The organism is Lacticaseibacillus parakribbianus, assembly GCF_025490915.1.
Classification (GTDB): domain Bacteria; phylum Bacillota; class Bacilli; order Lactobacillales; family Lactobacillaceae; genus Lacticaseibacillus; species Lacticaseibacillus parakribbianus.
In genome coordinates this window covers 26,961-50,284 of the sequence record NZ_JANQBA010000005.1, presented here as the reverse complement: position 1 = coordinate 50,284, position 23,324 = coordinate 26,961, and the positions used below count along the sequence as shown (strand labels likewise).

The window sequence follows — 23,324 nt, the reverse complement described above, 5'->3', positions numbered from 1 at the left end:
GGGTTTTGCCCAGCGAGCCATCAAAAAAACGGAACCGCGGCCCCGTTTTTGGATGCTATGCCGCGGCCTTGCGCGGTCCCTGGCTGCGCCGCCAGTAGCCACGGGTCCGGGCTCGCAGCAGGAAGGCCCCGAACACCCAGGCCGCCACGCCCCAGCCGAGAAACACCAGCCACACCGGCACCAGGCTGACAATGCCACGAAACTGCTGGTCTTGGGCGAACAGCGCCGGTGGGTTGGTGTAAAAGGCCGGCGTCAGCTTTTGCACCGCCAGCGGTAGCAGCTCCATCAGGTGCAGCGGCACCGCCAGGAAGGTCAGCGCATCCAACGCCAACAGCAGCAACAGGTTATGCACCACCTGGGAGAAAACGAAGGTAAAGCCGCTCAGCACGAACACCCACAGCATCAAAAGCAACAGCTCATTGCCGATGTACTGCCACACCGGCGAGACGTAGGCCGTCGAATGCGCCACCGTCACCAGCGGGTAGGACCAGCTGCCCCAGATGTGGCCCGACACAATCGCGTTGGCCGCGTTGCCCAGCAGCGTGAAGCCGATCGCCACGGCACCGATCAGCGCGACCGTCACGGCCGCCCGGGTGACAATCATCCCGAGGTCCCCGCGCGGTGTCAGCCGCATCAGGTTCTCGGTATGGTTGCGCCGGTCGAAGTTGAAAACGCTGGCGAGAACCAGCGTGGCGTAACACAAGAACAGCCACGTCAGGGCAGTGCCGGGATTAATTTTGTACCAAACGTGCATCCCGCCATTAAGCCAAAGCCTTTTCCAGACATAACTGCCGTATCTGCTGAAGACATCATACGTTGCAACGGTCGAGCTCTGCGTGTCGTCAGAGGTCAGCGGGTGATCGACACCGTGTTGAATGGCATACCTGAGGCGCTTGGTCGCTGACTCCCACGCCGTCACCTGCCCGGATACGTAAGGACCGCCAAGCAAGTCGTAGAGCTCATGGCGGTAGACCAACTCGGGATACCGCGTGATGACGTCCAGCAGAATCGAATCAACGGCCAGGTATTGATGCGCGAGCAGCGGTGCCTTGATTGCCCGAACCGCCTTTAAAGCCGCACTGGACGCCTTGTTGGCCACTGTCTTGGTCTGCGCCGCCAGCGCCGCCACCGTCGACTTCTGCGCGGTCACCATCTCTTGGTGTGCGGCCGCCGCGGTTCGATGCTCATAATCGGCGTGACGCATGCCATCCGTGTACGAGTAAGTCGTCTGTAAAATTCCCAGCTGATGCCCCAAGGGAACACAAAACAGCAGCGTCAGCGCTACCAGCCCGGCCAGGTGCAGCAGCCAGGGCTGCTTCTTTAACTCAAGGCGAAACGGTCCCATCCCCCGCCTCCTAATTTGTCATTAATCATATTCTAATCATTCGTCAGTCGCCTCGCAATCACTAATTGGTCAAAATGTTTGACGCTTACATGCCGCGGTGATAGGCTTGCCTTGCCTATCGCAAAGGGGAGGAAACGTCATGGGGTTCACGTACAAACAACTGCTGTTGTACCGCCTGATTGCCGTCGTCGTGTTCGCCTTCGCCGCCGGCTACACCACCTACCAGGGTCGCGCGGAGTTTCGCACCGTCGGGCCGCGCGGCTGGCTGTGGGTGCTGCCGGCGCTGCTGTGGCTAATTCTGACCGCCTACCACGCCGTTCGCCTGTGGCGCCTGGCAACGGCCGCTGAACGGCACTGACCGCCGAATTCACCTGCAGCCGGGCCACACGTCGCCACCGGCCGGGGTGAGCCGGCACCCTGGCGCCTTCGCGGCCTCAAGCCGACCACACAAAACAGCCCTCGCAAGCCGAAACTCGCGAGGGCTGTTCTTGTGAGGAGCAGTGGCTTACTGGCCGCCGTTCTTCTTGATGATTTCTTCTTGGATGGACTTCGGCGTTGCTTCGTAGTGGTCGAAGGTCATCGTGAAGGTCCCACGGCCCTGGGTCGCGGAACGCAGGGTGGTGGCGTAACCGAACATTTCGGCCAGCGGTACCATCGCGTTAACGACTTGGGCGTTACCACGGGCTTCCATGGCTTCAACGCGGCCGCGACGGGCGGTCACCTGACCCATGATGTCGCCGAGGTAGGCTTCAGGCGCCACGACTTCAACGTGCATAATCGGTTCGAGGATCACGGCACCGGCCTTGGCGGCGGCTGCCTTCAGCGCCATCGAGGCCGCAACCTTGAAGGCCGTTTCGTTAGAATCGACTTCGTGGTAGGAACCATCGTACAGCTTGGCCTTGACGTCGATCAGCGGGTAGCCGGCGAGGACACCGTTAGCCATCGCGTCCTTCAGACCTGCTTCAACGGCTGGGATGTATTCACGCGGAACCACACCACCGACAATGGCGTCTTCGAACTCGAAGCCCTTGCCTTCTTCGTTCGGGGTGAATTCAACCCAAACATCACCGTACTGACCTTTACCACCGGACTGACGAACGAACTTACCTTGGGCACTCGCGGTCTTGGTGAAGGTTTCACGGTAGGCAACTTGAGGTTCGCCGACCTTGGCTTCAACCTTGAATTCGCGCTTCATGCGGTCAACCATGATGTCCAGGTGCAGCTCGCCCATGCCGGCGATCAGCGTTTCGCCGGTTTCCGGGTTGGTCTCGGCACGGAAGGTCGGGTCCTCTTCGGAAAGCTTTTGAAGCGCAACGTCCAGCTTATCCCGGTCTTCCTTGGAGTTAGGCTCGATGGAAACCTGGATAACCGGTTCCGGCACTTCAAGGGATTCGAGGATCAGCGGGTGGTCAACATCGGTCAGGGAATCCCCGGTCGTCGTGTTCTTCAGGCCGATCGCCGCAGCGATATCACCGGAGAAGACTTCTGGGATTTCCATCCGGGTGTTACTGTGCATCTGCAGCAGACGGCCGACACGTTCGCGGCTGTCCTTGGTTGCGTTCAGCACGTAGGAACCCGCCTGCAGCGTCCCACTGTAGACACGGATGAAGGTCAGACGGCCAACGAACGGATCGGTGGCAATCTTGAAGGCCAGGGCGGCGAACGGCTTGTCGTCGCCGGCGGTCAGCTCAACGGCGTCACCGGTGTCCGGATCCGTCGCGTTGTAAGGCTTCACGTCCAGTGGGGATGGCAGGTAGTCAACGACCCCGTCAAGCATCATCTGAACACCCTTGTTCTTGAAGGCGGAGCCGGCAAAAACAGGGTAGAATTCCAAGGCCAGGGTGGCCTTACGGATGGCAGCCTTCAGCTCGGCGATGGAGATTTCCTCGCCTTCCAGGTACTTGTCCATGATGCCGTCATCGACGTCGGCCACGGCTTCAACCAAGGCGTTGTGGGCCTCTTCGGCCGCTTCCTTGTAGTCGTCCGGGATGTCGACAACGTCCCATTCGGAACCCAGTTCGTCTTCGTCGTACAGGTCGGCCTTCATCTCGAGCAGGTCGATGACGCCTTCGAAGTTGTCTTCGGCGCCGATCGGCAGCTGAACGGCGTGAGCGTTAGCGCCCAGGCGATCGTGCAGGCTTTCAACGGAGAACTTGAAGTCCGCACCAATCTTGTCCATCTTGTTGACGAAAACCAGGCGCGGAACGGAGTACGTGGTGGCCTGACGCCACACGTTTTCAGTCTGAGGTTCAACCCCAGCCTGGGCGTCCAGAACGGTGACCGCACCGTCAAGGACACGCAGGGAACGCTCAACTTCGATGGTGAAGTCAACGTGCCCTGGGGTGTCGATGATGTTGATTCGGTTGTTCTTCCAGAACGCGGTGGTGGCAGCGGACGTGATCGTGATCCCACGTTCTTGTTCCTGGGCCATCCAGTCCATCTGCGAAGCCCCTTCATGGGTTTCACCGATCTTGTGGATCTTACCAGTGTAGTACAGAATCCGTTCAGTCGTCGTGGTCTTACCAGCATCGATGTGGGCCATGATCCCGATGTTACGGGTCCGGTCTAACGGAAATTCACGCTTGTTGGCCATGTGAATGTGTTGCTCCTCTCAATTTTGTTGTATTTTCGGATAAAAGAATTGGCTACTATATGCCAGCATTCGGATATAATAGCCAAATCAGTCTTACCAACGATAGTGTGCGAACGCGCGGTTAGCGTCAGCCATCTTGTGCGTGTCTTCACGCTTCTTGACTGCGGCACCGGTGTTGTTAGCGGCGTCCATGATTTCCCGTGCAAGACGGTCGTCCATGGTGTGTTCGCCACGAGCACGTGAGTATTGAACGATCCACCGCAGACCCAAGGTCGTGCGACGGTCCGGACGTACTTCGATCGGGACTTGGTAGTTGGAACCCCCGATACGACGAGCCTTGACTTCGAGGACAGGCATCACGTTCTTCATGGCCTGTTCGAAGACATCCAAAGGTTCGTTGCCGGTTTCCTTCTTGATGATATCGAATGCATCGTACAGAATGGTTTGCGCCTTACCGCGCTTCCCGTCGATCATCAAGTGGTTGATCAGGCGAGTGACCAGCTTGGAATTGTACACTGGATCGGGTAAAACGTCGCGTTTTGAAACATTGCCTTTACGTGGCATGCTGATAGCCTCCTTATGGGTAGTTTAACCGCCAAAGCGGCTGATCGTTTACTTCTTAGCAGCCTTAGGGCGCTTAGCACCGTACTTGGAACGGCTCTGCATCCGGCCGTCAACACCAGCGGTATCAAGAGCACCACGGATGATGTGGTAACGAACCCCTGGCAAGTCCTTAACACGGCCGCCACGGATCAAGACAACACTGTGTTCCTGCAGGTTGTGGCCAACACCTGGGATGTAGGCGGTGACTTCGATCAAGTTAGACAGACGAACACGCGCGTACTTCCGCAGAGCGGAGTTTGGCTTCTTCGGTGTCATCGTCCCCACACGAGTAGCGACCCCACGCTTTTGAGGAGCAGGGTTATTGGTAAGAGACTTCTTCTTGCTGTTGTAACCGAAGTTCAGGGCTGGAGAGTCCGACTTCGTTACCTGAGATTTACGACCTTGACGCACCAATTGGTTAATGGTAGGCATTCAAAGTTCCTCCTTCCTGATTATAGGTATCTTTTCAAGTCCACACATCCAGGCGGTTCATTTTTCTTCATAAAAAAATGGCCGACCCGGGCGCGGAGTGGCAATTCACCAGACCGCGCCCGGGGCAAACCCGAACACACTGGAAAAAAGCACCTTTGATAGTGTACTATCTTCCGGCGCAGGGTGTCAAGGGCTGATGTTGCAAAAGCGCGAGGAAAATGCGGCAGGCACGGCCGCTGGCCGACGCACACCACCATCATGTCGCAACTTTGTCTCACCGCTCTCCGTCATCACCAGAGATCCTCGCGTTTGGCGGTTCTAAATGCGATCCGACTGAGGTGTGTGACTTCCACGCCTGCCGGAAACTGACGCATTGTTTTGAGATTTAGTAGTGAGTTTGGGGTAAGCAGGCGGCTCCCCGAGTACGCGGACAGCGTCAACCCGATGATTGCCTGATGTGTTCGCAGCGCAAAATCGTACTTTAGCATTAACAACGAGCCATTCGTGACAAGCCGGACCCCAGGTTCAATCAATCTAGGCAACTGATCTAGCACCCGTAGCTTGAGTAACGACGTCCCGTCACTTTTCACCCGCAGTTTGTCCAGACTAAGCCTTTTACGCTTAGCCAATCTGGAAAACTCACGGCCGCTCGTCCCGTAACTCAGACCGCACAAGTGTGAAAAATTCGCTTGTTCAACTTGCATTGAAACAACCGAATTTTTCGTGTGGTAGATGAGCTCAAATCCAATTAGCTCCCGGTCGCAAAAGCTTGCCGCCGCCATCACCTGCGGCAAATACCGATGCAACTGCCTCTGTTCCGTCACAGTCGGTTGGCGAAAGCCACCGGTGATTGCCATCGTCTCTCCCTTCAAAAAAACTCAGCGGCATGATGCCACTGAGTCGCGCTGGTTTTTACGGAGTCCGCCTCCTGCACGGTATTGGGCCGTACACTTTTCGAGTTTTTTCGATGCTCGCCATCCATACGCACTTATGTCGTAGATTGCTTTCGGATTGATTCGGAGCCAGCACTCCTTACTACGGCACTATTGTAGCAGAGGGCTTGTCTTGCGGTCAAGTCAATTGCACGGCACATAGCTGAAAAGACAAAACACAATTGCTCACAAAGCCTGCCTCTTGCGTAATCTCCAGTGACGCGTTCTCACACCCGCTGGAGGTGATGGTTATGTCCCTTGTCACGCTTGCGACCGGCCTGGGCCTGCTGGCGTTCGGCCGCTGCGACTGGCGGCGCCGCAGCGTTCCCGCCTGGCCCTTTGACCTGTGGTTGCTGGGCCTTTGGGGGGTGGCCCGGGCGACCGGTTCGCCGCTTCACCCCGCAGTCGGGCTGGGCTGGCTGCTCGGCCTGCTGGCGCTGCGCCAGGCAACCGGCGGTCTCGGCGACGCCGACGTGCTGGCGATCGCCGCCATCGCGACACTTCGGCCGCTTGAGTGGGGGCTGTGGTGGGTGCTTCTCGCCTGCGCGACGGCCGGGCTGCACCACTGGCTGCGCCGCCCGGCCACCCTGCCGCTGTTGAGCCACCTGGCCGTCAGCTTTTGGCTGATGTTAGCGCTTCACTTGCTTCTATTATAAAGGCGCCAGGTGTGACGCCAGCCGACCTGCATCACCACCAGCGCCAGCAGGATCAGGGTCCCGCCAATCAGCAGGTTCAGCGTGAAGGGCTCAAAGCCCAGCGCCACGGAGAATAGGCTGCCAAACAGCGACTCGGTCATCAAGATCAGTCCCGCCGGCGTCGGATCGGTGTGGCGCTGGCCGATCACCTGCAGCGTCTGGGCGCCGAACGACGACAAAAGCCCCAGCACCAGCACCGGCCACAGCCCCGCCTGCCAGTCGATGGCCGCGTATGCGTGACGCTCGAACAGGCCGGACCAGGCCAGCCCGTACACCGCCTGGGTGGCGCCGAGCATGAAGGCCAACACCCAGGGGCTCGACTCGGCCGGGGCCGTGCCGAAGTAGACGATCTGAAGCGCGTAAAACACCGCCGACGCCAGCGTCAGCAGGTCACCGAGGTGCAGGCTCAGCCCCTGGCCGAAGACGTTGGTCAAGACCGCCATGCCGATTACGCAGATGCCGATTGCCACGTAGCTTTTGCGTTCCGGCCGCTGCTTGAACAGCAGCCAGCAGATGAACGGCACGAACAGCACGTAAATTGCGGTCAAAAACGCGTTATTGGCCGGCGTGGTGTAGGCCAGGCCGATGGTCTGCAGCTGAAAGCCCAGGAAGTTGATGGTGCCGGCGATCAGCCCGACGGCAAAGTCCTGCCGCGTCATCTTGGCCAGCGCCTTGTGAAACAGCAGCCCGGCCAGCCCGGCGTAGATCAGGCCGCGGATGCCGTTGATCAGCCCCGCCGGCATCCCCGCGTTGGTCGCCAGCTTCGTGAACAGGTAGCCGGACCCCCAGATCATCGCCGCCACCGCCAGCATCGCGTTGGCTCGCGTTTTTGTCACCGTCATGTCGCACCTCCCGCAGTCATCGGGATTAACTTTACCGATAACCGCGGCGTTTTTCAATGCAGGCGACTCAAATCCTTGGCCGGCGGCGCGAACCGGCGGCGGTGCCGGCGTGACCTGACTGCGACGCCAGTGCGAACCGGTCGCCAACAGGCGGCGACGCCAGCGGCGCGAACCGGCGGCGCCCCCTCACCGCGGCCGCACCCGGGCCGCCGGGGCAACCCCCAGCAGCGCGACGTGCCACCACAGCCAGGCGATGCCGGCCCAAAAATCTGCGGCGGCGACCGTCACCTGCAGCCGGGCCAGCGTGGCGTAAGGCAGCCAGGCCAGCGCCGCCTGGTTGGGTGTCGCCACCTGCCACCACGGCGAGCCCGGCCGCACGACCAGGGTGCCGGCGGCGGGGGCCACGGCGGTCGTCTGAGGCCAGGCGGTGGGAGCGGCCACGCCGTCACGTCCCTTCGCAACCGGCGCCGTAGTTGCCCCGGCGGTCGCAGCCGCCCCGGTCGCCGCGCCTGGTCGGCCTGGCTGGGTTCCCGCCCCGGTCGCGGGCGTTGCCGCACCGGATCCGGCCTGCACCACCTGGGCCGCCGTGTCGGCGAGCAGCGCCGCAATCAGCCCCTGCGGCCAATCCGGGAAGACCGCGGCCAGCGCCGCCACCTGCCGGGCCTGCCACGCCGTTGCGGCCGCGGCCACCGCCGCCACCGGATAGGCCGCCGGCAGCCGGGCCCCGACCACCACCAGGCCGCCGTGAGCCTGCAGGGACTGGGCCGCGTTGGCCTTGGGCTCAAGCGGCGACCAGGCCAGTGGGTACCAGCGGCCGCCGCAGCCAAAGCCGGTCAGCGTTCGCGAAGCGAGCCTGGCCTGAAGCGCCGTCGAAGCGCAGAGGCGCAGGTGGAAAAAGCCGTAGCCGCCAGGCGCCTGCTGCCCCACCCAGGCCCCACCACCCGCTGCCGGTTGTGCCTGGCAGCGGGTACCATCCGCGAACCCCAGGCACAGCTTCCGACCGCGGGTCAGCTCCCGCCGGCCGAATGTCTTCACCACGTTTTGAGTCATGCTCATCCCTCCCGTCCCCCTCACAATGCCACGCCGGGCGATTGCGATGCAAGAAAGTCGGCTTGCGGGTTGCATTTTCCCACCGGCCTTCGTATACTTACTTTTAGTAAGAAAAGGAGGCAGTATCCATGACAGATTACGCATTCGGCCTGAACACATTCGGCGACCTGGCCTTCGCCGACGACGGCACGGCGCTTGAGGCCGGCGCCACCCTGCGCCAGGTCGTGAAGGAGGCGCAGCTGGCCGACGAGCTGGGCATCGACCTGTTCGCCTTGGGCGAGCACCACCGCAGTGAGTTCGCGATTTCCAGTCCCGAGGTGGTGCTCGGCGCGATGGCGCAGGCCACCCGCAACATCCGCCTCGGCACCGCGGTCACGGTGCTGAGCTCCGACGACCCGGTGCGGGTCTACGAGCGCTTCGCCACCCTCCACGCCTTGGCCAACGGCCGCGAGGAGATCATGCTGGGCCGCGGCTCATTCACCGAGTCCTTCCCGCTGTTCGGCTACGACCTGGCCGACTACGATGCGCTGTTCGTGGAGAAAAACCGCCTGTGGGACAAGCTGCGCCACGGCCAGCCGGTGACCAACAAGGGCGACTTCACCACACTTTTGGACGACACCCAGGTCTACCCCAAGCTGCCGAAAGGCGAGAGCATTCCGACGGTGCTGGCGGTCGGCGGCTCGCCCGAGTCGATTCTGCGGGCCGTCACCTTCGACTACCCGATCGTCATCGCCATCATCGGCGGTGAGCCGACCCGTTTTCGCCCCTACGTCGACTTGTACCGCCAGGCACTGCGCCAGTTCAAGAAGCCGCGCCGGCCGCTGGGGATGCATGCCCACGGCGTGATTCTGGAGGATGAGGACCGGGCCAAGGCGGTCGGTTGGCAATACATCAAGGCCGAGATGGACCGCATCGGCATCGACCGCGGCTGGGCGCCGATGACCCGCGACCGCTTCGAGTTCGAGACCGGCCGCGGCGCCTATTACGTCGGCACCCCGGCCCAGGTCGCCGCCAAAATCGCCCGGAACATGCAGGCACTGGACATGCAGCGCTTCGACCTGGTCTATGGCACCGGCGGCCAGCTGCTGTCCGACCGCCTGGCCACCATCCACAACTACGGCGAAAAGGTGATTCCGCGGGTTCGCGAGATTCTGGCCGGCGCGGAGCCGCAGGACGTGGCCCCACACGGCGCCGCAACCGCGGCGACCGCGACTGACGCAACCGGGCCAGCGACCAACGCCGCCAAGCCAAAGGTAACCGCGACTGACGCCGCGACCGCGCCGACCGCAACCGCTGCGCCGCAACCAACCGCGACCGACACGATCGCCGACGCCCAACCCGGTGCCGCGGAGGCCGCGCATGACTAGGCCGGTGGTCGGCATCCTGGGCGCCGGCAAGCTCGGGACCACGCTAGCCCGGCTGACCGTCCACGCCGGCTACAAGACGCTGATTGCCAGCCGCAAGCCGGTCGCCGCCCTGAAGTGGATCATCGACACGCTGGCGCCTGGCGCCGACACGGTCAGCGCCAGCGACCTGACCCAGGCCGCCGACATCGTCATTTTGGCGATTCCGCTCAGCCAGATTCCGACGCTGGACCCCGCGGCCCTGGCCGGCAAAATCGTCCTGGACGCGGCCAACTACTGGGCGGATGTCGACGGCAGCACCAACACCTACTCCAGCCTGACGGAGGGCTCATCCGAGGTCACCCAGCGGCTGCTGGCCCAAAGCCTGGTGGCCAAGGCCTTCAACCACATGGGCTACCACGACCTCGAAATCGAGGTCACGCGCCACGCCGCCGAACCCAGCGCGATGGCCTTTGCCACCGACCACGACCAGATTCGCCCGGCGGTGAGCGAGCTGATTGTAACACTCGGTTTTGCCCCGCTGGACCTCGGGCCCCTGCGGTTCGGCCTGCTGCTGGAGCCCGGTAGCCCCCTGTTCGGGCTCGCCGAGCCGGTGCCGGCCTTCCAGGCGGCGCTGGCCAACGTCTACCAAAGCCCCTTTGGCCGCCACGTGATTGCGGCCCGGGGCCAGCGGATTCAGTAGGCCCGACCCGAAGAAGCCTTGCCCTTTTTTGCGAAGGGCAAGGCTTCTTTTTTTGATTTTACCAGGTCACGTGCAGCTTACCCTGGGCGGCGCGGCTGGTCAAAACCAGCGTGAGTCGGGTGCCGACCGGGTAGCGGGTCAGATCCACGGTGTGGTTGCGGCCGAGCGGCAGCACCACCGACCGGCCGGTTGCCGGCCTCAGCGTGAGCGTGGCGCGGCCCTTGGTCAGCGAATCGCTGACGGCCAGCTGCGTCGTCGCCTGGGTGCGGGTGAAATGTTGCGCCTGCTGGCCATTCAGGTACCAGAAGTTCATGCGCCAGTCGCCGGGGGTACTGGTCTGCAGGCTGCACAGTGAGATATCGGCCTTGGCCAAAAGCGCCGGGTGCCGCACCGCATCGACCGCGACGTCGACCGTCAGGCTCAGTGCGGTCAGCACCACCACCCCGACCCACACTAGCGGCCGCCGGTTGGCCGGCAGCGGCTGCGCCGGCGGCAAGGTTGCGCCGCAGTACTCGCAAACCGGCTGGCGGCGCGGTGTCGGCCGGTGGCAGACCGGACAGTCGCGCATCGCGCGGCGCCGCCCGACCAACAGGTACAGCAAAAGCCCAAGCAGGCTGGGGGCGAGGATCACCACCAGGGTCCAGGCCAGCGGCGCAATCAGCCGAGCCGTCGCGTCAACGTAGGTCCACCAGCCCAGGCCCAGCTTGGCCAGCGGCCAAAGAATTGCCAGGGCGATAATCACGATCATCAGCGTCATCGCGGTCCCACCTTTCGCATCGCGCCGCCGAGCAGTGCCAGCACCCCAAGACCCGAGCCCAGCACTACCGCTGCCGCCAGCCAGAACCACTGTGGGGCCACAAAGCTTGGTCCCAAAAGCCGCCAGCCTAGCCACAGCAACAGGCTGCCTTCAGCCATCATCGCCACCACCAGCGCCGGCAGCAGCCACCGGCCGCGGTGCGACGCGCGGTCGAGCCGCCGCATCAGCAGGGCCTGAAGCGCCGGCGGCACCGGCTCGCGGCCTTGCAGGCCCTGCTTCAGCATTTTGTCCAAGTCGTCATCTTTCATAATGGCATCGCTCCAATCCCGTCTGCAGCTTGCGCCTGGCTTGGTGCAGGCGACTTTTGACCGTTCCTTCCGGGATGCCCAGGCACTCGGCAATTTCGCCGATGCTCAGCTCCCCCATGTAAAACAGCAGCACCGGCACCTGCAGCGGCTCCGGCAGCTGTCCCACCAGCGTTCGCACTAAGGTCGCCGCGGCGCGTTGCTCGCTGATGGCGGCGGGGTCCTGGCCACCGGCGACGGTGGCCAGCGCCTCATCCGGGGCCGCCGGGGCGATGCGCCGCCGCCTGGCGAACTTGCGCCGCGAATCCTGCCACAGCCGCACCGCCACGGCCATCAGGAAGCCTTGCGGGTTGCGCGTCAGGTCGACCGGCGTGGTCATCGTCAGAAGCCGCAGGAAGGTCTCCTGGTACAGGTCCCCGGCCGCATCCGCCGAATGCGTCAGGTGCTGGCAAAAATGATACAGGCTGGCGCCGTGCTGCTCCGCCAGCCACGCGACGGTCTGCTGACTGTTGCCCATGACCCGCCTCCTTTCCTTCCACCCCGTTATCCGCACAATTCACCTTCGGGTTCAAACTTTATTCAACGCGTCGCGGTCGCCGTTGTCCATCCCCAAAACGGCGAGGACCGCAACGCTTGGACCGCGGCACCAACCTCCCCACAAGATCACTTTCACGTCGCAAGGCACCGGTCGCGGCACAAGGCACCAGCCACACCCAAGGCACCGGTTATGCCACCCGGCACCGGCCACACCGCCAGACATCGGCCATATCGCAAGGCACCGGTTACGCCGCAGGACACCAAAAAGGCCGAGCCCCCGCTTGCGCGGTGGTTCGGCCTAATTGCTCAGTGCTGGATGTGTTCGCGGCCGGTGCCTTCATGCGTCAGGCCGAGCGGTTTTAGTGCTTCTTGTAGCCGCCCTTAGCGCTTTGACGCTCGGAGCGCTTCTCGGAGTAGCGCCGGCTCTTGTCGTAAGGACGCTGGCTGTCGCGGTTGCTGTGGCCGCCGCGGTGGTCGCCTTCGCGGTGATCGCCGTTGCTGCGGCCCTTGTAGCCGTTGCCGCCGCGCGAGTTGCCGTTGCCGCGGCCCTTGTAGTTGCCGTTGCCACGGGAGTAGCCGCCGCGGTGAGGCAGTGGCCGTTCCGGCGTGATTTTGACCGGAACGCTCGAGGCGTCGTCCGGGCTGACCGCCTTGAGGTAGGCCGCCGCCAGCTGAAGCGGGGTGAACTCCTCGAGCAGGCCTTCCGCCATCGGCTCGTACTTCTCGTAATCGTTCGCCGCCACCTGGTCCTTGATCGTCTCAAGGCCGGAGGAGACTTGACCCAGGAAGGCTTCCTTGGCTGTCGGCGGCTGAAGCGGCATCATCCGCTTCTTGGTCAGGTCCTCGATGGTCCGCAGGTAACCGACCTCGTTAGGCGTCACGAAGGTCACGGACATCCCGGACTTACCGGCACGGCCGGTCCGGCCGATGCGGTGAACGTAGGAATCCGGATCCTGCGGCACGTCGTAGTTGTAGACGTGGGTGACCCCGGAAATATCCAGGCCACGGGCCGCAACGTCGGTGGCGACCAGGAAGTCGAGCTCGCCGCCCTTGAACTGCTTCAGGACGCTCATGCGCTTTTGCTGCGTGAGGTCGCCGTGAATGCCTTCGGCGCGATAGCCCCGGGCTTTCAAGCCGCGGGTCAGCTCGTCGACGCGGCGCTTGGTGCGGCCGAAGATCAGGGTCAGCTCGGGTGCCTGAACGTCGAACAGGCGGGTCATGATGTCGAACTTTTCAAAATCCTTGGCGCGAACATAGTACTGCTCGACGGTGTCGGCGGTCAGCTCCTTGGACTTGATCTTGACGGTGACCGGCTCGTGCATGAAGGTGTCGGTCAGGCGCATGATCGGCGCCGGCATGGTCGCGGAGAACAGCAGCGTCTGGCGCGTCTCCGGGGCGGTTTTGACGATGCTTTCGATGTCTTCGATGAAGCCCATGTCGAGCATTTCGTCGGCCTCGTCCAAGACCAGGGTCCGCAGGTTGCCGAGCTTCAGGGTGTGGCGGTTCAGGTGGTCGAGCAGACGCCCTGGGGTGCCGACAACGATCTGCGGGTGGTCGGCCAGGCCGCGAATCTGGCGGCGAATATCCGCGCCACCGTAGACGGCCTGAACCTTGACGTGCTTGTCGGCGCCAAGCTTGTAGAGTTCTTCTTGGGTCTGGACGGCAAGCTCACGCGTCGGCGAAATCACCAGCGCCTGAACGTTGCGGTCCGTGGTGTCGATTTCCTGCAAAATGGGCAGGCCGAACGCGGCGGTTTTACCGGTCCCCGTCTGCGCTTGGCCGATAACGTCCTTGCCTTGCAACATCAACGGGATGGTCTCTGCCTGGATCGGCGTGGCTTCCTCGAAGCCGGCGCGTTCGATCGTTGACAGCAGTTCCGGTGCTAAACCGAGTTCATTAAACTTCAAATAGGTTCCTCCTTGATTGTGCGAAAAGCCGCGTTCAACCAAGGCCTCCCCGGGTCAATGACGGCTATTTTCTGAAAAGTGTCCTAACCATCTTAACATTAGTGGCGGGGGAACACAAATGCCAGAGCGGAACAAGGCGTATTTAGCGAACCGATTAGCGTAGCGGTGGCGCTTGAAGCGGTCCTTGCTTCGAGTGACACCGCTAGCTAATCGCGTTCGCGGTGCCTTGCGGAGCTCGACGACCAGGGTGGAAAAGCGCGTGTTTAGCGGCAAGGTCAGCGTAGGGCTGGCGCTTGGGGCGGCACCTTGCCCCGAGTGCTAGCCCTAGCTGGACGCAGCCGCGTTGCGCTTTGGAACCCGTTTACCAGAGCGGAAGCCGGCGTATTTAGCGGGACGGCTAGCCTAGCGCCGCGGCTTGGAACCCGCACTTGGTCCCGAGTCGCGGTGCGTAGCTAGACGCTCCCGCGTTGCCGGCTGAAGCTCGACGACCAGAGCGGAAGCCGGCGCATTTAGCGGGACGGCTGAAGCGCAACGACTCAAAAACAAGCTGTCACCTTCAGCACAAGGCAGCAGCTTGGTCAGTTCAATTCAGTTGTAATCGATCTTTTTGACTCCAAGCACACAACTCGGTGCCGTAGTGTGCGGCCAACTTGCTCGCCTTTTCCGGCATCGGATTTTCGAGGTCGTTATACAGCACGATGTAGCGCAACTTCGTCTTCTGATGCGCCATGGCCATTCGAATGTCGTCGAAGGTGGCACTTTCTGCCGCAATCCGCTCGAAGGTCAGCCGGTTAATTGCCTGCACAAGCCGAAGCGGGTGGGTTTTGGAGCCGGCGATGGCAAAATCGATGGTGTACGGGTTGCCCGTGCTGCCAACCACTGAGTACTGCAGTAGGGCCCCGATGTCGCGGTCGTACAAGTACTTGGCCACCTCTTGGTTGAAAATATTCGACACCACGCCCTTGCGTGTTTGAACGAGGTCGTCGACGCGTAAAATGGCCTGAAGCAGGCGCTGCTTCATCAACGGCACCTCGCGGTAAGGCCCGACCACCCGCAAAATCCCGTCAGCGTCAAGTAAGACATCATACTGCTGCAGCGTCGAATCAATCAGCATCTGCCGGGTCTGATTGGACACGTCGACGCCCATCATCTCCAAATCATTCAGCGTGTTGCCGTCGTCCGTCAGCACTGCACGTCCCGACGCATCGCTAGACGCGTAGAGGCGAATGTTGTCGCCAAGCGAATTGGTGAAAGGTGTCGAGATCTCATCGCCATCCGTCAAAGCCGTGATTCGATACTGTTCTCGAAGCCAAGTCGCATACTGATCAAGCCACGTATCGGTTGCCATCGTCTCACCTCCTTGCCCATCGCTGCCGGTCAAAGGGCGGTGCCATTGATGGCAACACCGGTCAGCGTGACGCGATTGTACAGCAAAAACCAGGCCAACGCGTGAATCAGATTCTCAGGCGACGACGCATCAAGCCGCAGATCACCCAAGTCAGCCCCTGCAATGACGACCCTGCCGTTGTGGTGCTGCGCGTCAAAAACGTGCAGATGCGGCGTCGGCACCCAGTTGTGATCCGCGCCAACGATGTCGTAACGCATCATCACCCCGCTGGACTTGGAACGCATGATCAAGGTCAGATTGTTGCGCTGAATATGGCCCTTTCGGTTCATCAACGCGATGAACCGCTCGTCGGGCTCAAACAGCGCCGTTATATTGTACCGTGCCTGCTCGCCGGTGGTTGGCAGATTAAGCGTTGACTCGTCACACCGCTTCTCCAGCTCCAGCAAGCGGATGAACTGCGCGGTCTCGATGTCTGGAATCATGGTGGCCTCCTGCAATCCTAGTACGGCTATTATAGCCTACCGGCACTGGGCCGTCACTCAATTTGAACGGTTCTTCGCCCCGCCCAAACAGGCCCCGCTCAGCTGAGCGGGGCCTGTCGTGTCTTACCCGCGGTCCCCTTCGATCAGGGCGTCGAGGACTTTTTCCAAGTGCAGGCCGTGGCTGGCCTTCAAGAGCACCATGTCCGAATGGCCGACATCGTCCATCAGGGCCGTGATCAGGCGCGGCTGCTGGTCCTTGGGAAAGTAGTGCAAGTCGGCGGCCGGGTACTTGGTCGCCAGGGCATCCGCCAGCGGCCGAATCTCGTCGCCGTAGAGGTAGACGACCTGGACCTTGGCCGGGTCCAACGCCGCCGCGACGCTGGCGTGAAGCTCAGGGCTGGCGGCACCGAGCTCGAGCATGTCGCCCAAAACGGCAATGCGCCGGCCGGCGACCGGGAACTCGCCGAAGTCGCGCAGCACGGCCTTCATCGCCGTCGGGTTGGCGTTGTAGACGTCGCTTAGAATCTGCTCGCCGTCGTCGCCGGTCACCCACTGGGTGCGGTTCTTCGTGATTTTGAAGCTGGCCAGCGCCTGCTGGATGGCCTCGGGCTTGACGTGGAAGCGCCGACCGACCAGGATGGCGGCCAGGGCGTTGGTCACGTTGTACTCGCCCATCACCGGAATGGTGAAGCGCAGGTCCGGCCAGCGCGACAGGGAAAAGTCGGTGTGGGTCTCGAAACTTTCGATGTCACGGGCGAACAGCTGGTTGTCCGGATCCAGGCCGAAGGTGCGTTGCTCCTGCGGGACGCTGGTCGCGCGGTCGCGCAAAAGCGGCTCGTCGCCGTTGTAGACGAACAGGCCGTCTTCCTTGAGCCCGTCGACCACCTCCATCTTCGCGTCGGCGATTTTGTCGCGGGTCTTGAAGAACTCGATGTGGGCCTCGCCGATCATCGTGATCACCGCGACGTCCGGCTCGACCAAGACGCTCTTGTCGTGCAGCTGGCCGGGCCGGTCCATGCCCATCTCGACCACCAAGACCTCGGTGTTGGTGTCCATGGCCAGAATCGTCATCGGCACCCCGATCTCGTTGTTGAAGTTGTCCTTGGTCTTCCAGACGTGGTACTGGGTGGCCAAAACGGCGGCGGTCATGTCCTTGGTCGTGGTCTTGCCGTTGCTGCCGGTGATCGCGACCACCTTGGGGTTGACCTTCATCATCAGGTAGTAACGCGCCAGCGCCTGCAGCGCGGCCAAGGGATCTGGCACCACCAGCTGCGGCACCCCGGTCGCCAGCGGCGCGTGGTCGGCCGCAACGAAGGTCGCGGCCGCGCCTTTTTTCACCGCGTCGGGAATGAACGCATGGCCGTCTCGCGCGTCGACCAGCGGCACGAACAGGTCGCCGGGCACCAGATCGCGCGTGTCGAACGCCACCCCGGTGATGGTCGGGCAGCTCACCTCGGGCAGTGGGCAGGTGGCCCCCACCACCCGCGCGATCTCGTTAAGCTTCATCTTCATTACACTACACTCCTGTCTATCCATTCGTCGCATTGCGCGGTCAAAAGCGCCCTAACGCCTGGCCGAAGCCGGCGGTAGAGCGCCCAAAGCCTTGGAACTGTGAATCATTGCCGCCACTCGATGCGCCAGGAATCGGTCGAGCGAACCAGAATCAGGTCGCCGAGTCGCACCACCTGGTCGGGCGTGAACGCCTGATCGGGCACGAAGCGGTTGCGGGGCCGGGCCAGCGGGATTTTGACCTGGTCGCGGGAGAAAATGCCCCGGGAAAAGTCCATCAGCACCCCTTCCTCAAAGGCGCTGTAAAGCATATCGATCACCGACTTCGGCACCGGCGCGAAGTGCTGAGCCCCCAGGCGCAGCCAGAACGGCTGGTCGTTGGCGGCCAGGCGCAGGTGCCGAACCAAGGCGGCCGACAGGGTTCCCGAGAACAGGTCGCGGCGCCGGAAGTACATCGTGACCATTTCGTTGTTCAGCGGTAGGTACACCAGCTGATTTTGCAGCTTGTAGTAGTACGGCGGTTGGATGTGCGTCTTGGCGTGGCCCAGGTACAACAGCTCCGCAATCTCGGTCGGCAGAAGCTCGCGCAGGTAACTGCCGTGCTTGTAATCTAGCCAGCAGCGATCCCGCGCCTTTTTACTGCGCAAAAAGGCCGTCACCGCCTCCGCGCCGCTGATTTCGTTGAACCCGGTGTGGGGGTCAATGAACTCGTCTTGATCGACCGGCGGCAGCAAAAGCAGGTGCCGAAATGGCGTCGCAGTCGCCTCCAGCACATCGCTGGCCGACAGCCCTGCGGTTAAAAATAGATGCGCCAATGGCTCGTAATGCACGTAAATCACTGTATTGCGCAACGCTTAGACTCCTTATCCGTTCTATCGTGATTATATCGCAAAATGAGTGGGGATGCTGAGAATTAGAGGGCAGAGCAGCGCGGGGTTAGCGGGACGGACTGCCTAGCCGTGGCAATTGGGCCCGCACTTGGCCCAAATGACGCGGCGTAGCAGGCCGCTCCCGCGTTGCGCTGCGGCGCCCGTTTAGCGTGGAGAAGCGCGGTTAGCCGGCCGGCTAGCGTCAGGCTGGGCATTGAGCCTGGGTTTGGCTCAGTGTCCGGCCTGAGCTAGCCGCGTCGGCGATGCGCTTCGGAACGCGTTTAGCGTGGAGCCGAGCGCTTAGCCGGCCGGCTAGCGTCAGCCCGGGGCCCTCCGACCACGACATAGCGAAAGCACCACGCATTAGTCTAAACCGAATGTGTAGACTGGCACACCCCATGCATTCCGCAGCCGACTGCAGACTTTTCCGCACCACCGACGTCTTAGTCGCAACTTTTCCGGTCGCTTCGCCTCGCGCGGTTGCATCACCCACCGCACTTCGCTATCATGGCGCTGAAGACGACCACCGAGGAGGACAAACATGATCAACTGGCCAGCCACCATTCCCGCACTGCCGCTACCCAACTTACCGGCCGACCCGCGCATTCCGCGGGCCTACTTCGATCTGATTGCCCAGGGGCAGTGGCCGCGGCGCTTTTTCGTGACCACGACCGAGCCGACCTCCGAAAGCCTGACCGGGGTGTCGGTTCACGCCTTCCTGGCGCCGGGGCCGCGGCCGCTCACGCCTTTGACGCCGGACCTGGTGCCGTTCGCGCAGGACGGCAGCCAAAGTTTTTGCTTCGACCTGGCGCATGGCGGGGTGCGGTTCGTCGACAGCGAGGTCGACCAGTGGCTGACGGTGGCGCCGAGCCTGGAAGCGTTCGTGGCGCAGCTGACCTGGCAGCCGCCGCAGCTGGTCGCGCCGGTGTCCGATCAGGCGTTCTACCACGCGCTGATGGTGGCCACGGACGCGGAGCTGCCGGCCCTGTTCGACCTGGCTCGCGCCGACAAGCGCGATTACCTGGACTGGCTGCCGTTTTTGCCGACCCCAAGCGCCCGGGCCGAGGCGGCGTTTGCGCTGCAGTACATGCCGCTGACGCCGGCCCAACGCAAACTGCTCAGCGCTTGGTGAACATGAAGGTCTCAAGCCACCGCGAGTCGCGCCGGACGCCGAAGAACGTGGCGAGGCCCAGCAGCACGGCGCCGAACACATCGGCGAAGAGGTCACCCATCGTGTCCATCAGCGCCGCGCGGCCGGCCAGCAGCGTGTGACCGCTGGCGTAGCGCTGCATGTTCATACCGAACAGCCCATCGCCGGTGAACTCGTAGAATTCCCAGAAGACCCCCAGCAGGACCCCGAAGCTGACCGCAAAAATGGCCAGCAGGCGCGGGTCTATTTTTGACCGCTGTTCCTTTGGCGTCAGCGCCATGAAAATCGCCAGCCCCAGGCCACCGAGCAGCGCCGCGGAGAACAGGTGGAGAAACTTGTCCCAGTACGGGATGTTGTAAAACTGCATCCCGGTCCCGAGCAGCACCGACGCGAGGATGAAGCACTCGTAGATCACCTTGAGGAGGCCCGGAAAACCGAAGTGAAACAGCCGCTCCAGCCCGAGCGGCAACAGCGCCAGCACGATGCCGGCGACCACCTGGCCGGCGAGCATCGCCTGACCGGGGTACAGCGGGTGACCGGCCAAATACGCCGGAACGCAGATTGCCAGGTAGAGCAGGCCCCCGGCGACGTTGAGTCCGTACAAACCCTTCAATAGCTTAGACATCTCGCCACTCCTTTCGACCGGCCGCCTTGCCAGGCGCCGGCACTCACCTTCAGTCTACCGGCCCCAAGGCAACGGTGCAAGTGACGCCGCCGTGGGGCGCTTGCCGCACCGAGGCACCTAGACTCACGCGAATTACCCGCCGTTCCCGGACCTAATCGGGTTTCGCCAGGCCAGCGCGTCAGTGGCCGGCCACGCTGCGGCGCCTGTTCCGCCCTCTGATTATCGTCGCGCCTCGTGCGGCGGCGCCGGTGTGATTAGCGAGGCCGGGTACTGGACCCTGGCCCGACGCCCAGCCCCGCGCGAATCGTCCGGCTAACCCGCCGCTCTGGGCAAAAAAAAACCACCATCGCTGGTGGAAAAGTTTGGGGGAACTTTTTTGGGAGTGTAAGTTAATGTGTAAGCATAAGGCCGATTACCATTGCCTTAATATGGTTCTATTGTAACGTGTATATCTTGGTAAAAGGATTCAACATTTGTAAATATGCTTTCCAGAGTCTGTCACGCCAGTTTTTGGACTCGGGCCCGGCGCCACTGCGCCAGTTTCGGCCAGAACCACCACAGCAGGCACAGCGCCAGCACCACCAGCGGCGTCCCCAGGCTGTTGGCGAACTCGAAGTAGCCGTAGCGCGACCAGCTGATGCCGAAGCCGAAGCCGTACAGGACGGCCAATGTGCTGAACAACACCTGAAGCGGCCGCACCAGCACCGCCGCGTCGTGCTCCAGCGACAGGTGGTTGAAGCCCCAGGCCCCGACCAGAGCCAGCCCCACGGCCAGCAGCGCCATTGCGATCAGCGTCGGCCAGTAGAGCCGCCCCGGCGTGGCCAACGCCCCGCCGAAGCTGTTGTAGTTGACGTGATCCACCAGCTGGGCGTATAGCCCCTGGAGATTGCAGAAGGTGGCGGTTTGTGACCACAGCAGGATGACTGAGACTACCCCGACCTGCCACAGCCGCCCGGCGAACATCGCCAGCACCGTTGCAATCACGTAAGCCATAAGCGCCGCCACGGCATCGTACAGCAGCAGGCCAAAAATGGCCAGGCCGGTGACGTTGATGTACTGCGCCGGAATGTTCGCGTAAAGGCTGCCCATCATAATCGCCTGGCCAACAATCACGCTGCCAAGCACCGCAGCGGCGCCGAGGCCGACCTTGCCCCAGTAGAGCTTGCGGCGATCAAAGCGGGTGCCGAGAACGAAGCGGTCGAACTTACCGAAGTGGTCCCAGCCGGCCAGCGCCAGGCCGAACCCGAAGGCGGCCAGGAGGTAAAGCGTGTTGACCCCGAGGTTGCCGACGCTTGGCGGCATCATCGGCGTGTGGTCGCCTTTAGGCAGCTCGTCTTGGTAGACGTTCAGCGTGTCTTGCACGAACTGCGCGTAAGACACCTCCTTGTAAACCTTACCCTTGTTTTTGGCCAAGTCCTTGGCTTGGTCCTTGGCGTAAGTCTTTTTCGACACCATGTTAGCCTTGGCCTCGTGGTAGGATTCGACCTCGTTAGACACCATGGTGCCGGCGGTGACGGCCAGCAGCGCGAACAGCGCCACGATCAGCCAGCGGTAGCGCCGCCCGTACAACTTGAGAATCTCACGCATGTTCAAGCCCTCCTTCGGTGTGGTCGAACTCGCTTCTGAACAGGTCGGTCAAGTCAAGCGGCCGCTGTTCCATGTAAACCGGGGCGAGGTCCCGCAGCTGGCGATCCAGTGCGTCGGTGTAATCGGCGAACAGCACCGTCACCACGCGGCCTTGGACGTTGAGAATGCGACCGTTCTCGCGAATCAAGGCCGGCAACTCGGGCGTTTTGAACACCAGCTGCAGCTTGACCGCCTTTTCCCGCACGTCCTCCAGCCGGTAGTCGTGGCTGATGGTGTGGCGCTTGAGAAAAAGGATTCGGTCGGCGATGCCGTCGAGCTCCTGCAAATTGTGCGACGCGATCAACAGGCCGCGCTTGCCATCGGCCACGGCGTCGACGACCAGCGAGACAATCGCCTCGCGGATGAACAGGTCCAGCCCGTCGAACGGCTCGTCCAGCATCACGAACGGTGCGTTGCTGCACAGGCTCAACAGCACAACCACCACCGCCTGGTAGCCCTTGGACAGCTCGCGGAAGCGCTGGCCCGGTGCCAGGTCGTAATCCGCCGCCGCGGCGAAGAAGCGCTGACGGTCGAAGTCCGGGTAGGCCAACGCGTAATCGGCCACGCTGGCGGCCAGCGTGTTGCCAGCGAAAAACACCTGGCTAGGATCGATGTAAATCAGGTTGACCCGCTGCCCCGGCGCCTGCGCCAGGTTTCGGCCATCAACCGCAACCGTGCCGCCATCCGGCAGGTACTGATTGACCAGCGTTCGCATCAGCGTGGTTTTGCCGGCGCCGTTCTCGCCGACCAACCCGATGATCTCGCCCGGCCGCCACTCAAACCCGACGTCTTGCAGCACCGGCCGCCCGACGATGCGCTTGGTCAAATGCTCAACCGTTAACTTCATGACTCATGCCCCATTTCTTCTTCTACCCATTGTTGCACCGTCGCCTGGTCGACCCCGGCCGCCTGAATGGCGACCATTAAGGCGGCGAAGCGCTGGTGCAGCGCCGACACCTCGGCCTGCTGCGGCGCCTTTTGCGCCGCCGCGATGAACGACCCCAGCCCCGGTCGGACCTCCACCACCCGGTCGGCCTCCAGCTGCTTGTAGGCCTTGGCCACCGTGTTGGGGTTGAGCTGGCTACGCTTGGCCATCTCCCGCACCGACGGCAGCTTCTCGCCCGGTGCCAGGATGCCGGCCGTGACCTGTTGCTTAATCTGCAGCACCAGCCGCTGGTAGTAAGCGAGGTGCGTGAACCGCGCATCATCCATGTGACTGCCTCCTCGAACCGCTTTTGTATTACGTGTACTATTATACACAGTACACCGTTGGAAACAAGCCCCGCGAAAAAAATGCCGCAGTCCGAGCTTAAAATTTGCCAGGTAACCGCTTACCTGCTAAGCTAAACTCAAGTGATCACTAGGATAGGGGTCGGTGGCCGGCCACCGTGACAAACCCTTCTTCGGCGGCGATCCAGTGGCAAGCGCCACGCTACCTCACGCAGACCAGGCCCCAGCCCGGCCCCGTCCGATGCTATCAGTGGAACCCGTCGTACCTTGGGCGGGAATCATTAATCGTAGTGGATAACCGGTTGCAGTTTCATCAAACGTCCAACTCCAAGTACGGAGGTAGCTGCGGGCGGGAGAGGCGGCCGGGACGCGTACCGGCCAGCACAACAAACCGTTCCGGAGGCCCGGAAGGTGTGCTGGCTCAGGCGGCGTAACCCGTTT

General features: G+C 62.4%; 23 protein-coding genes and 1 pseudogene. 5 read left to right on the top strand and 19 right to left on the bottom strand.

The annotated features are described in order from the left end of the window. Positions 1–55: 55 nt before the first annotated feature. Complete coding sequence (locus NUH19_RS05830) at positions 56–1,345, bottom strand: hypothetical protein (protein ID WP_262315616.1); 1,290 nt, start codon at positions 1,343–1,345, stop codon at positions 56–58. A 139-nt stretch (positions 1,346–1,484) separates the two neighbouring features. On the opposite strand from NUH19_RS05830, the gene NUH19_RS05825 reads away from it, so the two are divergent. Further along, the gene (locus tag NUH19_RS05825) at positions 1,485–1,703 is read left to right on the top strand and encodes a hypothetical protein (RefSeq protein ID WP_262315615.1); all 219 of its coding nucleotides are present in this window, start codon (positions 1,485–1,487) and stop codon (positions 1,701–1,703) included. Between the two features lie 147 nt (positions 1,704–1,850). Here NUH19_RS05825 and fusA read toward each other — a convergent pair whose 3' ends face one another. The 4 genes from fusA to NUH19_RS05805 form a co-directional block, all read right to left on the bottom strand. Continuing rightward, complete coding sequence (gene fusA, locus NUH19_RS05820) at positions 1,851–3,938, bottom strand: elongation factor G (RefSeq protein ID WP_262315614.1); 2,088 nt, start codon at positions 3,936–3,938, stop codon at positions 1,851–1,853. Positions 3,939–4,031: 93 nt separating this feature from the next. Further along, a complete protein-coding gene (gene rpsG / locus NUH19_RS05815; RefSeq protein ID WP_225048035.1) occupies positions 4,032–4,502 on the bottom strand; it encodes a 30S ribosomal protein S7 in 471 nt (156 codons plus the stop codon). A gap of 48 nt (positions 4,503–4,550) precedes the next feature. Then, the gene (gene rpsL, locus NUH19_RS05810) at positions 4,551–4,973 is read right to left on the bottom strand and encodes a 30S ribosomal protein S12 (RefSeq protein ID WP_225048034.1); all 423 of its coding nucleotides are present in this window, start codon (positions 4,971–4,973) and stop codon (positions 4,551–4,553) included. Positions 4,974–5,263: 290 nt separating this feature from the next. Beyond that, positions 5,264–5,830: a PBECR4 domain-containing protein gene (locus tag NUH19_RS05805; protein ID WP_262315613.1), complete on the bottom strand. Its 567-nt coding sequence runs from the start codon at positions 5,828–5,830 to the stop codon at positions 5,264–5,266. Positions 5,831–6,156: 326 nt separating this feature from the next. Between NUH19_RS05805 and NUH19_RS05800 the strand changes: the two genes are divergently transcribed. Next, a complete protein-coding gene (locus NUH19_RS05800; protein WP_262315612.1) occupies positions 6,157–6,561 on the top strand; it encodes a hypothetical protein in 405 nt (134 codons plus the stop codon). Here NUH19_RS05800 and NUH19_RS05795 read toward each other — a convergent pair. Together NUH19_RS05795 and NUH19_RS05790 are read right to left on the bottom strand one after the other, a co-directional pair. Beyond that, positions 6,543–7,442, bottom strand: coding sequence for a DMT family transporter (locus tag NUH19_RS05795; RefSeq protein ID WP_262315611.1), 900 nt, complete (start codon positions 7,440–7,442; stop codon positions 6,543–6,545). The genes NUH19_RS05800 and NUH19_RS05795 overlap by 19 nt on opposite strands. A gap of 186 nt (positions 7,443–7,628) precedes the next feature. After that, positions 7,629–8,498: a hypothetical protein gene (locus NUH19_RS05790; protein ID WP_262315610.1), complete on the bottom strand. Its 870-nt coding sequence runs from the start codon at positions 8,496–8,498 to the stop codon at positions 7,629–7,631. Positions 8,499–8,620: 122 nt separating this feature from the next. Between NUH19_RS05790 and NUH19_RS05785 the strand changes: the two are divergent. Together NUH19_RS05785 and NUH19_RS05780 are read left to right on the top strand one after the other, a co-directional pair. After that, a pseudogene (locus tag NUH19_RS05785) lies at positions 8,621–9,652 on the top strand (LLM class flavin-dependent oxidoreductase); the annotation flags it as partial. Positions 9,653–9,851: 199 nt separating this feature from the next. Then, positions 9,852–10,538 (top strand): NADPH-dependent F420 reductase, encoded by a 687-nt coding sequence (locus NUH19_RS05780; RefSeq protein WP_262315609.1) that lies wholly within the window; start codon positions 9,852–9,854, stop codon positions 10,536–10,538. A 58-nt stretch (positions 10,539–10,596) separates the two neighbouring features. Here NUH19_RS05780 and NUH19_RS05775 read toward each other — a convergent pair whose 3' ends face one another. The 8 genes from NUH19_RS05775 to NUH19_RS05740 form a co-directional block, all read right to left on the bottom strand. Continuing rightward, the gene (locus NUH19_RS05775; protein ID WP_262315608.1) at positions 10,597–11,295 is read right to left on the bottom strand and encodes a hypothetical protein; all 699 of its coding nucleotides are present in this window, start codon (positions 11,293–11,295) and stop codon (positions 10,597–10,599) included. Then, positions 11,292–11,603: a hypothetical protein gene (locus tag NUH19_RS05770; protein WP_262315607.1), complete on the bottom strand. Its 312-nt coding sequence runs from the start codon at positions 11,601–11,603 to the stop codon at positions 11,292–11,294. Before NUH19_RS05770 ends, NUH19_RS05775 begins: the two co-directional genes overlap by 4 nt. Beyond that, complete coding sequence (locus NUH19_RS05765) at positions 11,593–12,117, bottom strand: RNA polymerase sigma factor (RefSeq protein ID WP_262315606.1); 525 nt, start codon at positions 12,115–12,117, stop codon at positions 11,593–11,595. The genes NUH19_RS05770 and NUH19_RS05765 overlap by 11 nt, the downstream gene beginning before the upstream one ends. A gap of 379 nt (positions 12,118–12,496) precedes the next feature. Then, positions 12,497–14,044 (bottom strand): degradosome RNA helicase CshA, encoded by a 1,548-nt coding sequence (gene cshA / locus NUH19_RS05760; RefSeq protein WP_262315605.1) that lies wholly within the window; start codon positions 14,042–14,044, stop codon positions 12,497–12,499. A gap of 583 nt (positions 14,045–14,627) precedes the next feature. Continuing rightward, positions 14,628–15,392: a DUF1828 domain-containing protein gene (locus NUH19_RS05755; protein WP_262315604.1), complete on the bottom strand. Its 765-nt coding sequence runs from the start codon at positions 15,390–15,392 to the stop codon at positions 14,628–14,630. Positions 15,393–15,421: 29 nt separating this feature from the next. Further along, on the bottom strand, positions 15,422–15,874 hold the full coding sequence (locus tag NUH19_RS05750) for a DUF6978 family protein (RefSeq protein ID WP_262315603.1): 453 nt from the start codon (positions 15,872–15,874) through the stop codon (positions 15,422–15,424). Between the two features lie 123 nt (positions 15,875–15,997). Beyond that, complete coding sequence (locus tag NUH19_RS05745) at positions 15,998–17,386, bottom strand: UDP-N-acetylmuramoyl-tripeptide--D-alanyl-D-alanine ligase (protein ID WP_262315602.1); 1,389 nt, start codon at positions 17,384–17,386, stop codon at positions 15,998–16,000. Positions 17,387–17,490: 104 nt separating this feature from the next. Beyond that, positions 17,491–18,234 carry a hypothetical protein gene (locus tag NUH19_RS05740; protein ID WP_262315601.1) on the bottom strand — a complete coding sequence of 248 codons (744 nt, stop codon included), beginning with the start codon at positions 18,232–18,234 and terminating at the stop codon, positions 17,491–17,493. A 559-nt stretch (positions 18,235–18,793) separates the two neighbouring features. Here NUH19_RS05740 and NUH19_RS05735 point away from each other — a divergent pair. Then, on the top strand, positions 18,794–19,384 hold the full coding sequence (locus NUH19_RS05735) for an SMI1/KNR4 family protein (protein ID WP_262315600.1): 591 nt from the start codon (positions 18,794–18,796) through the stop codon (positions 19,382–19,384). Here the strand turns inward: NUH19_RS05735 and NUH19_RS05730 are convergent. From NUH19_RS05730 to NUH19_RS05715, 4 genes are all read right to left on the bottom strand, one after another. Further along, positions 19,371–20,027: a DUF2238 domain-containing protein gene (locus NUH19_RS05730; protein WP_262315599.1), complete on the bottom strand. Its 657-nt coding sequence runs from the start codon at positions 20,025–20,027 to the stop codon at positions 19,371–19,373. The genes NUH19_RS05735 and NUH19_RS05730 overlap by 14 nt on opposite strands. A gap of 498 nt (positions 20,028–20,525) precedes the next feature. After that, positions 20,526–21,614 carry a hypothetical protein gene (locus NUH19_RS05725; RefSeq protein WP_262315598.1) on the bottom strand — a complete coding sequence of 363 codons (1,089 nt, stop codon included), beginning with the start codon at positions 21,612–21,614 and terminating at the stop codon, positions 20,526–20,528. Beyond that, a complete protein-coding gene (locus tag NUH19_RS05720; RefSeq protein WP_262315597.1) occupies positions 21,607–22,500 on the bottom strand; it encodes an ATP-binding cassette domain-containing protein in 894 nt (297 codons plus the stop codon). The genes NUH19_RS05725 and NUH19_RS05720 overlap by 8 nt, the downstream gene beginning before the upstream one ends. Further along, complete coding sequence (locus NUH19_RS05715) at positions 22,497–22,865, bottom strand: GntR family transcriptional regulator (RefSeq protein ID WP_262315596.1); 369 nt, start codon at positions 22,863–22,865, stop codon at positions 22,497–22,499. The genes NUH19_RS05720 and NUH19_RS05715 overlap by 4 nt, the downstream gene beginning before the upstream one ends. Between the last annotated feature and the right edge of the window lie 459 nt (positions 22,866–23,324).

Excerpts from the sequence above, each read along its gene's own strand:
- NUH19_RS05830 (WP_262315616.1), bottom strand. The coding sequence starts at position 1,345 with ATGGGACCGTTTCGCCTTGAGTTAAAGAAGCAGCCCTGGCTGCTGCAC.
- NUH19_RS05825 (WP_262315615.1), top strand. The coding sequence starts at position 1,485 with ATGGGGTTCACGTACAAACAACTGCTGTTGTACCGCCTGATTGCCGTC.
- fusA (WP_262315614.1), bottom strand. The coding sequence starts at position 3,938 with ATGGCCAACAAGCGTGAATTTCCGTTAGACCGGACCCGTAACATCGGG.
- rpsG (WP_225048035.1), bottom strand. The coding sequence starts at position 4,502 with ATGCCACGTAAAGGCAATGTTTCAAAACGCGACGTTTTACCCGATCCA.
- rpsL (WP_225048034.1), bottom strand. The coding sequence starts at position 4,973 with ATGCCTACCATTAACCAATTGGTGCGTCAAGGTCGTAAATCTCAGGTA.
- NUH19_RS05805 (WP_262315613.1), bottom strand. The coding sequence starts at position 5,830 with ATGGCAATCACCGGTGGCTTTCGCCAACCGACTGTGACGGAACAGAGG.
- NUH19_RS05800 (WP_262315612.1), top strand. The coding sequence starts at position 6,157 with ATGTCCCTTGTCACGCTTGCGACCGGCCTGGGCCTGCTGGCGTTCGGC.
- NUH19_RS05795 (WP_262315611.1), bottom strand. The coding sequence starts at position 7,442 with ATGACGGTGACAAAAACGCGAGCCAACGCGATGCTGGCGGTGGCGGCG.
- NUH19_RS05790 (WP_262315610.1), bottom strand. The coding sequence starts at position 8,498 with ATGAGCATGACTCAAAACGTGGTGAAGACATTCGGCCGGCGGGAGCTG.
- NUH19_RS05780 (WP_262315609.1), top strand. The coding sequence starts at position 9,852 with ATGACTAGGCCGGTGGTCGGCATCCTGGGCGCCGGCAAGCTCGGGACC.
- NUH19_RS05775 (WP_262315608.1), bottom strand. The coding sequence starts at position 11,295 with ATGACGCTGATGATCGTGATTATCGCCCTGGCAATTCTTTGGCCGCTG.
- NUH19_RS05770 (WP_262315607.1), bottom strand. The coding sequence starts at position 11,603 with ATGAAAGATGACGACTTGGACAAAATGCTGAAGCAGGGCCTGCAAGGC.
- NUH19_RS05765 (WP_262315606.1), bottom strand. The coding sequence starts at position 12,117 with ATGGGCAACAGTCAGCAGACCGTCGCGTGGCTGGCGGAGCAGCACGGC.
- NUH19_RS05755 (WP_262315604.1), bottom strand. The coding sequence starts at position 15,392 with ATGGCAACCGATACGTGGCTTGATCAGTATGCGACTTGGCTTCGAGAA.
- NUH19_RS05750 (WP_262315603.1), bottom strand. The coding sequence starts at position 15,874 with ATGATTCCAGACATCGAGACCGCGCAGTTCATCCGCTTGCTGGAGCTG.
- NUH19_RS05745 (WP_262315602.1), bottom strand. The coding sequence starts at position 17,386 with ATGAAGATGAAGCTTAACGAGATCGCGCGGGTGGTGGGGGCCACCTGC.
- NUH19_RS05735 (WP_262315600.1), top strand. The coding sequence starts at position 18,794 with ATGATCAACTGGCCAGCCACCATTCCCGCACTGCCGCTACCCAACTTA.
- NUH19_RS05730 (WP_262315599.1), bottom strand. The coding sequence starts at position 20,027 with ATGTCTAAGCTATTGAAGGGTTTGTACGGACTCAACGTCGCCGGGGGC.
- NUH19_RS05725 (WP_262315598.1), bottom strand. The coding sequence starts at position 21,614 with ATGCGTGAGATTCTCAAGTTGTACGGGCGGCGCTACCGCTGGCTGATC.
- NUH19_RS05720 (WP_262315597.1), bottom strand. The coding sequence starts at position 22,500 with ATGAAGTTAACGGTTGAGCATTTGACCAAGCGCATCGTCGGGCGGCCG.
- NUH19_RS05715 (WP_262315596.1), bottom strand. The coding sequence starts at position 22,865 with ATGGATGATGCGCGGTTCACGCACCTCGCTTACTACCAGCGGCTGGTG.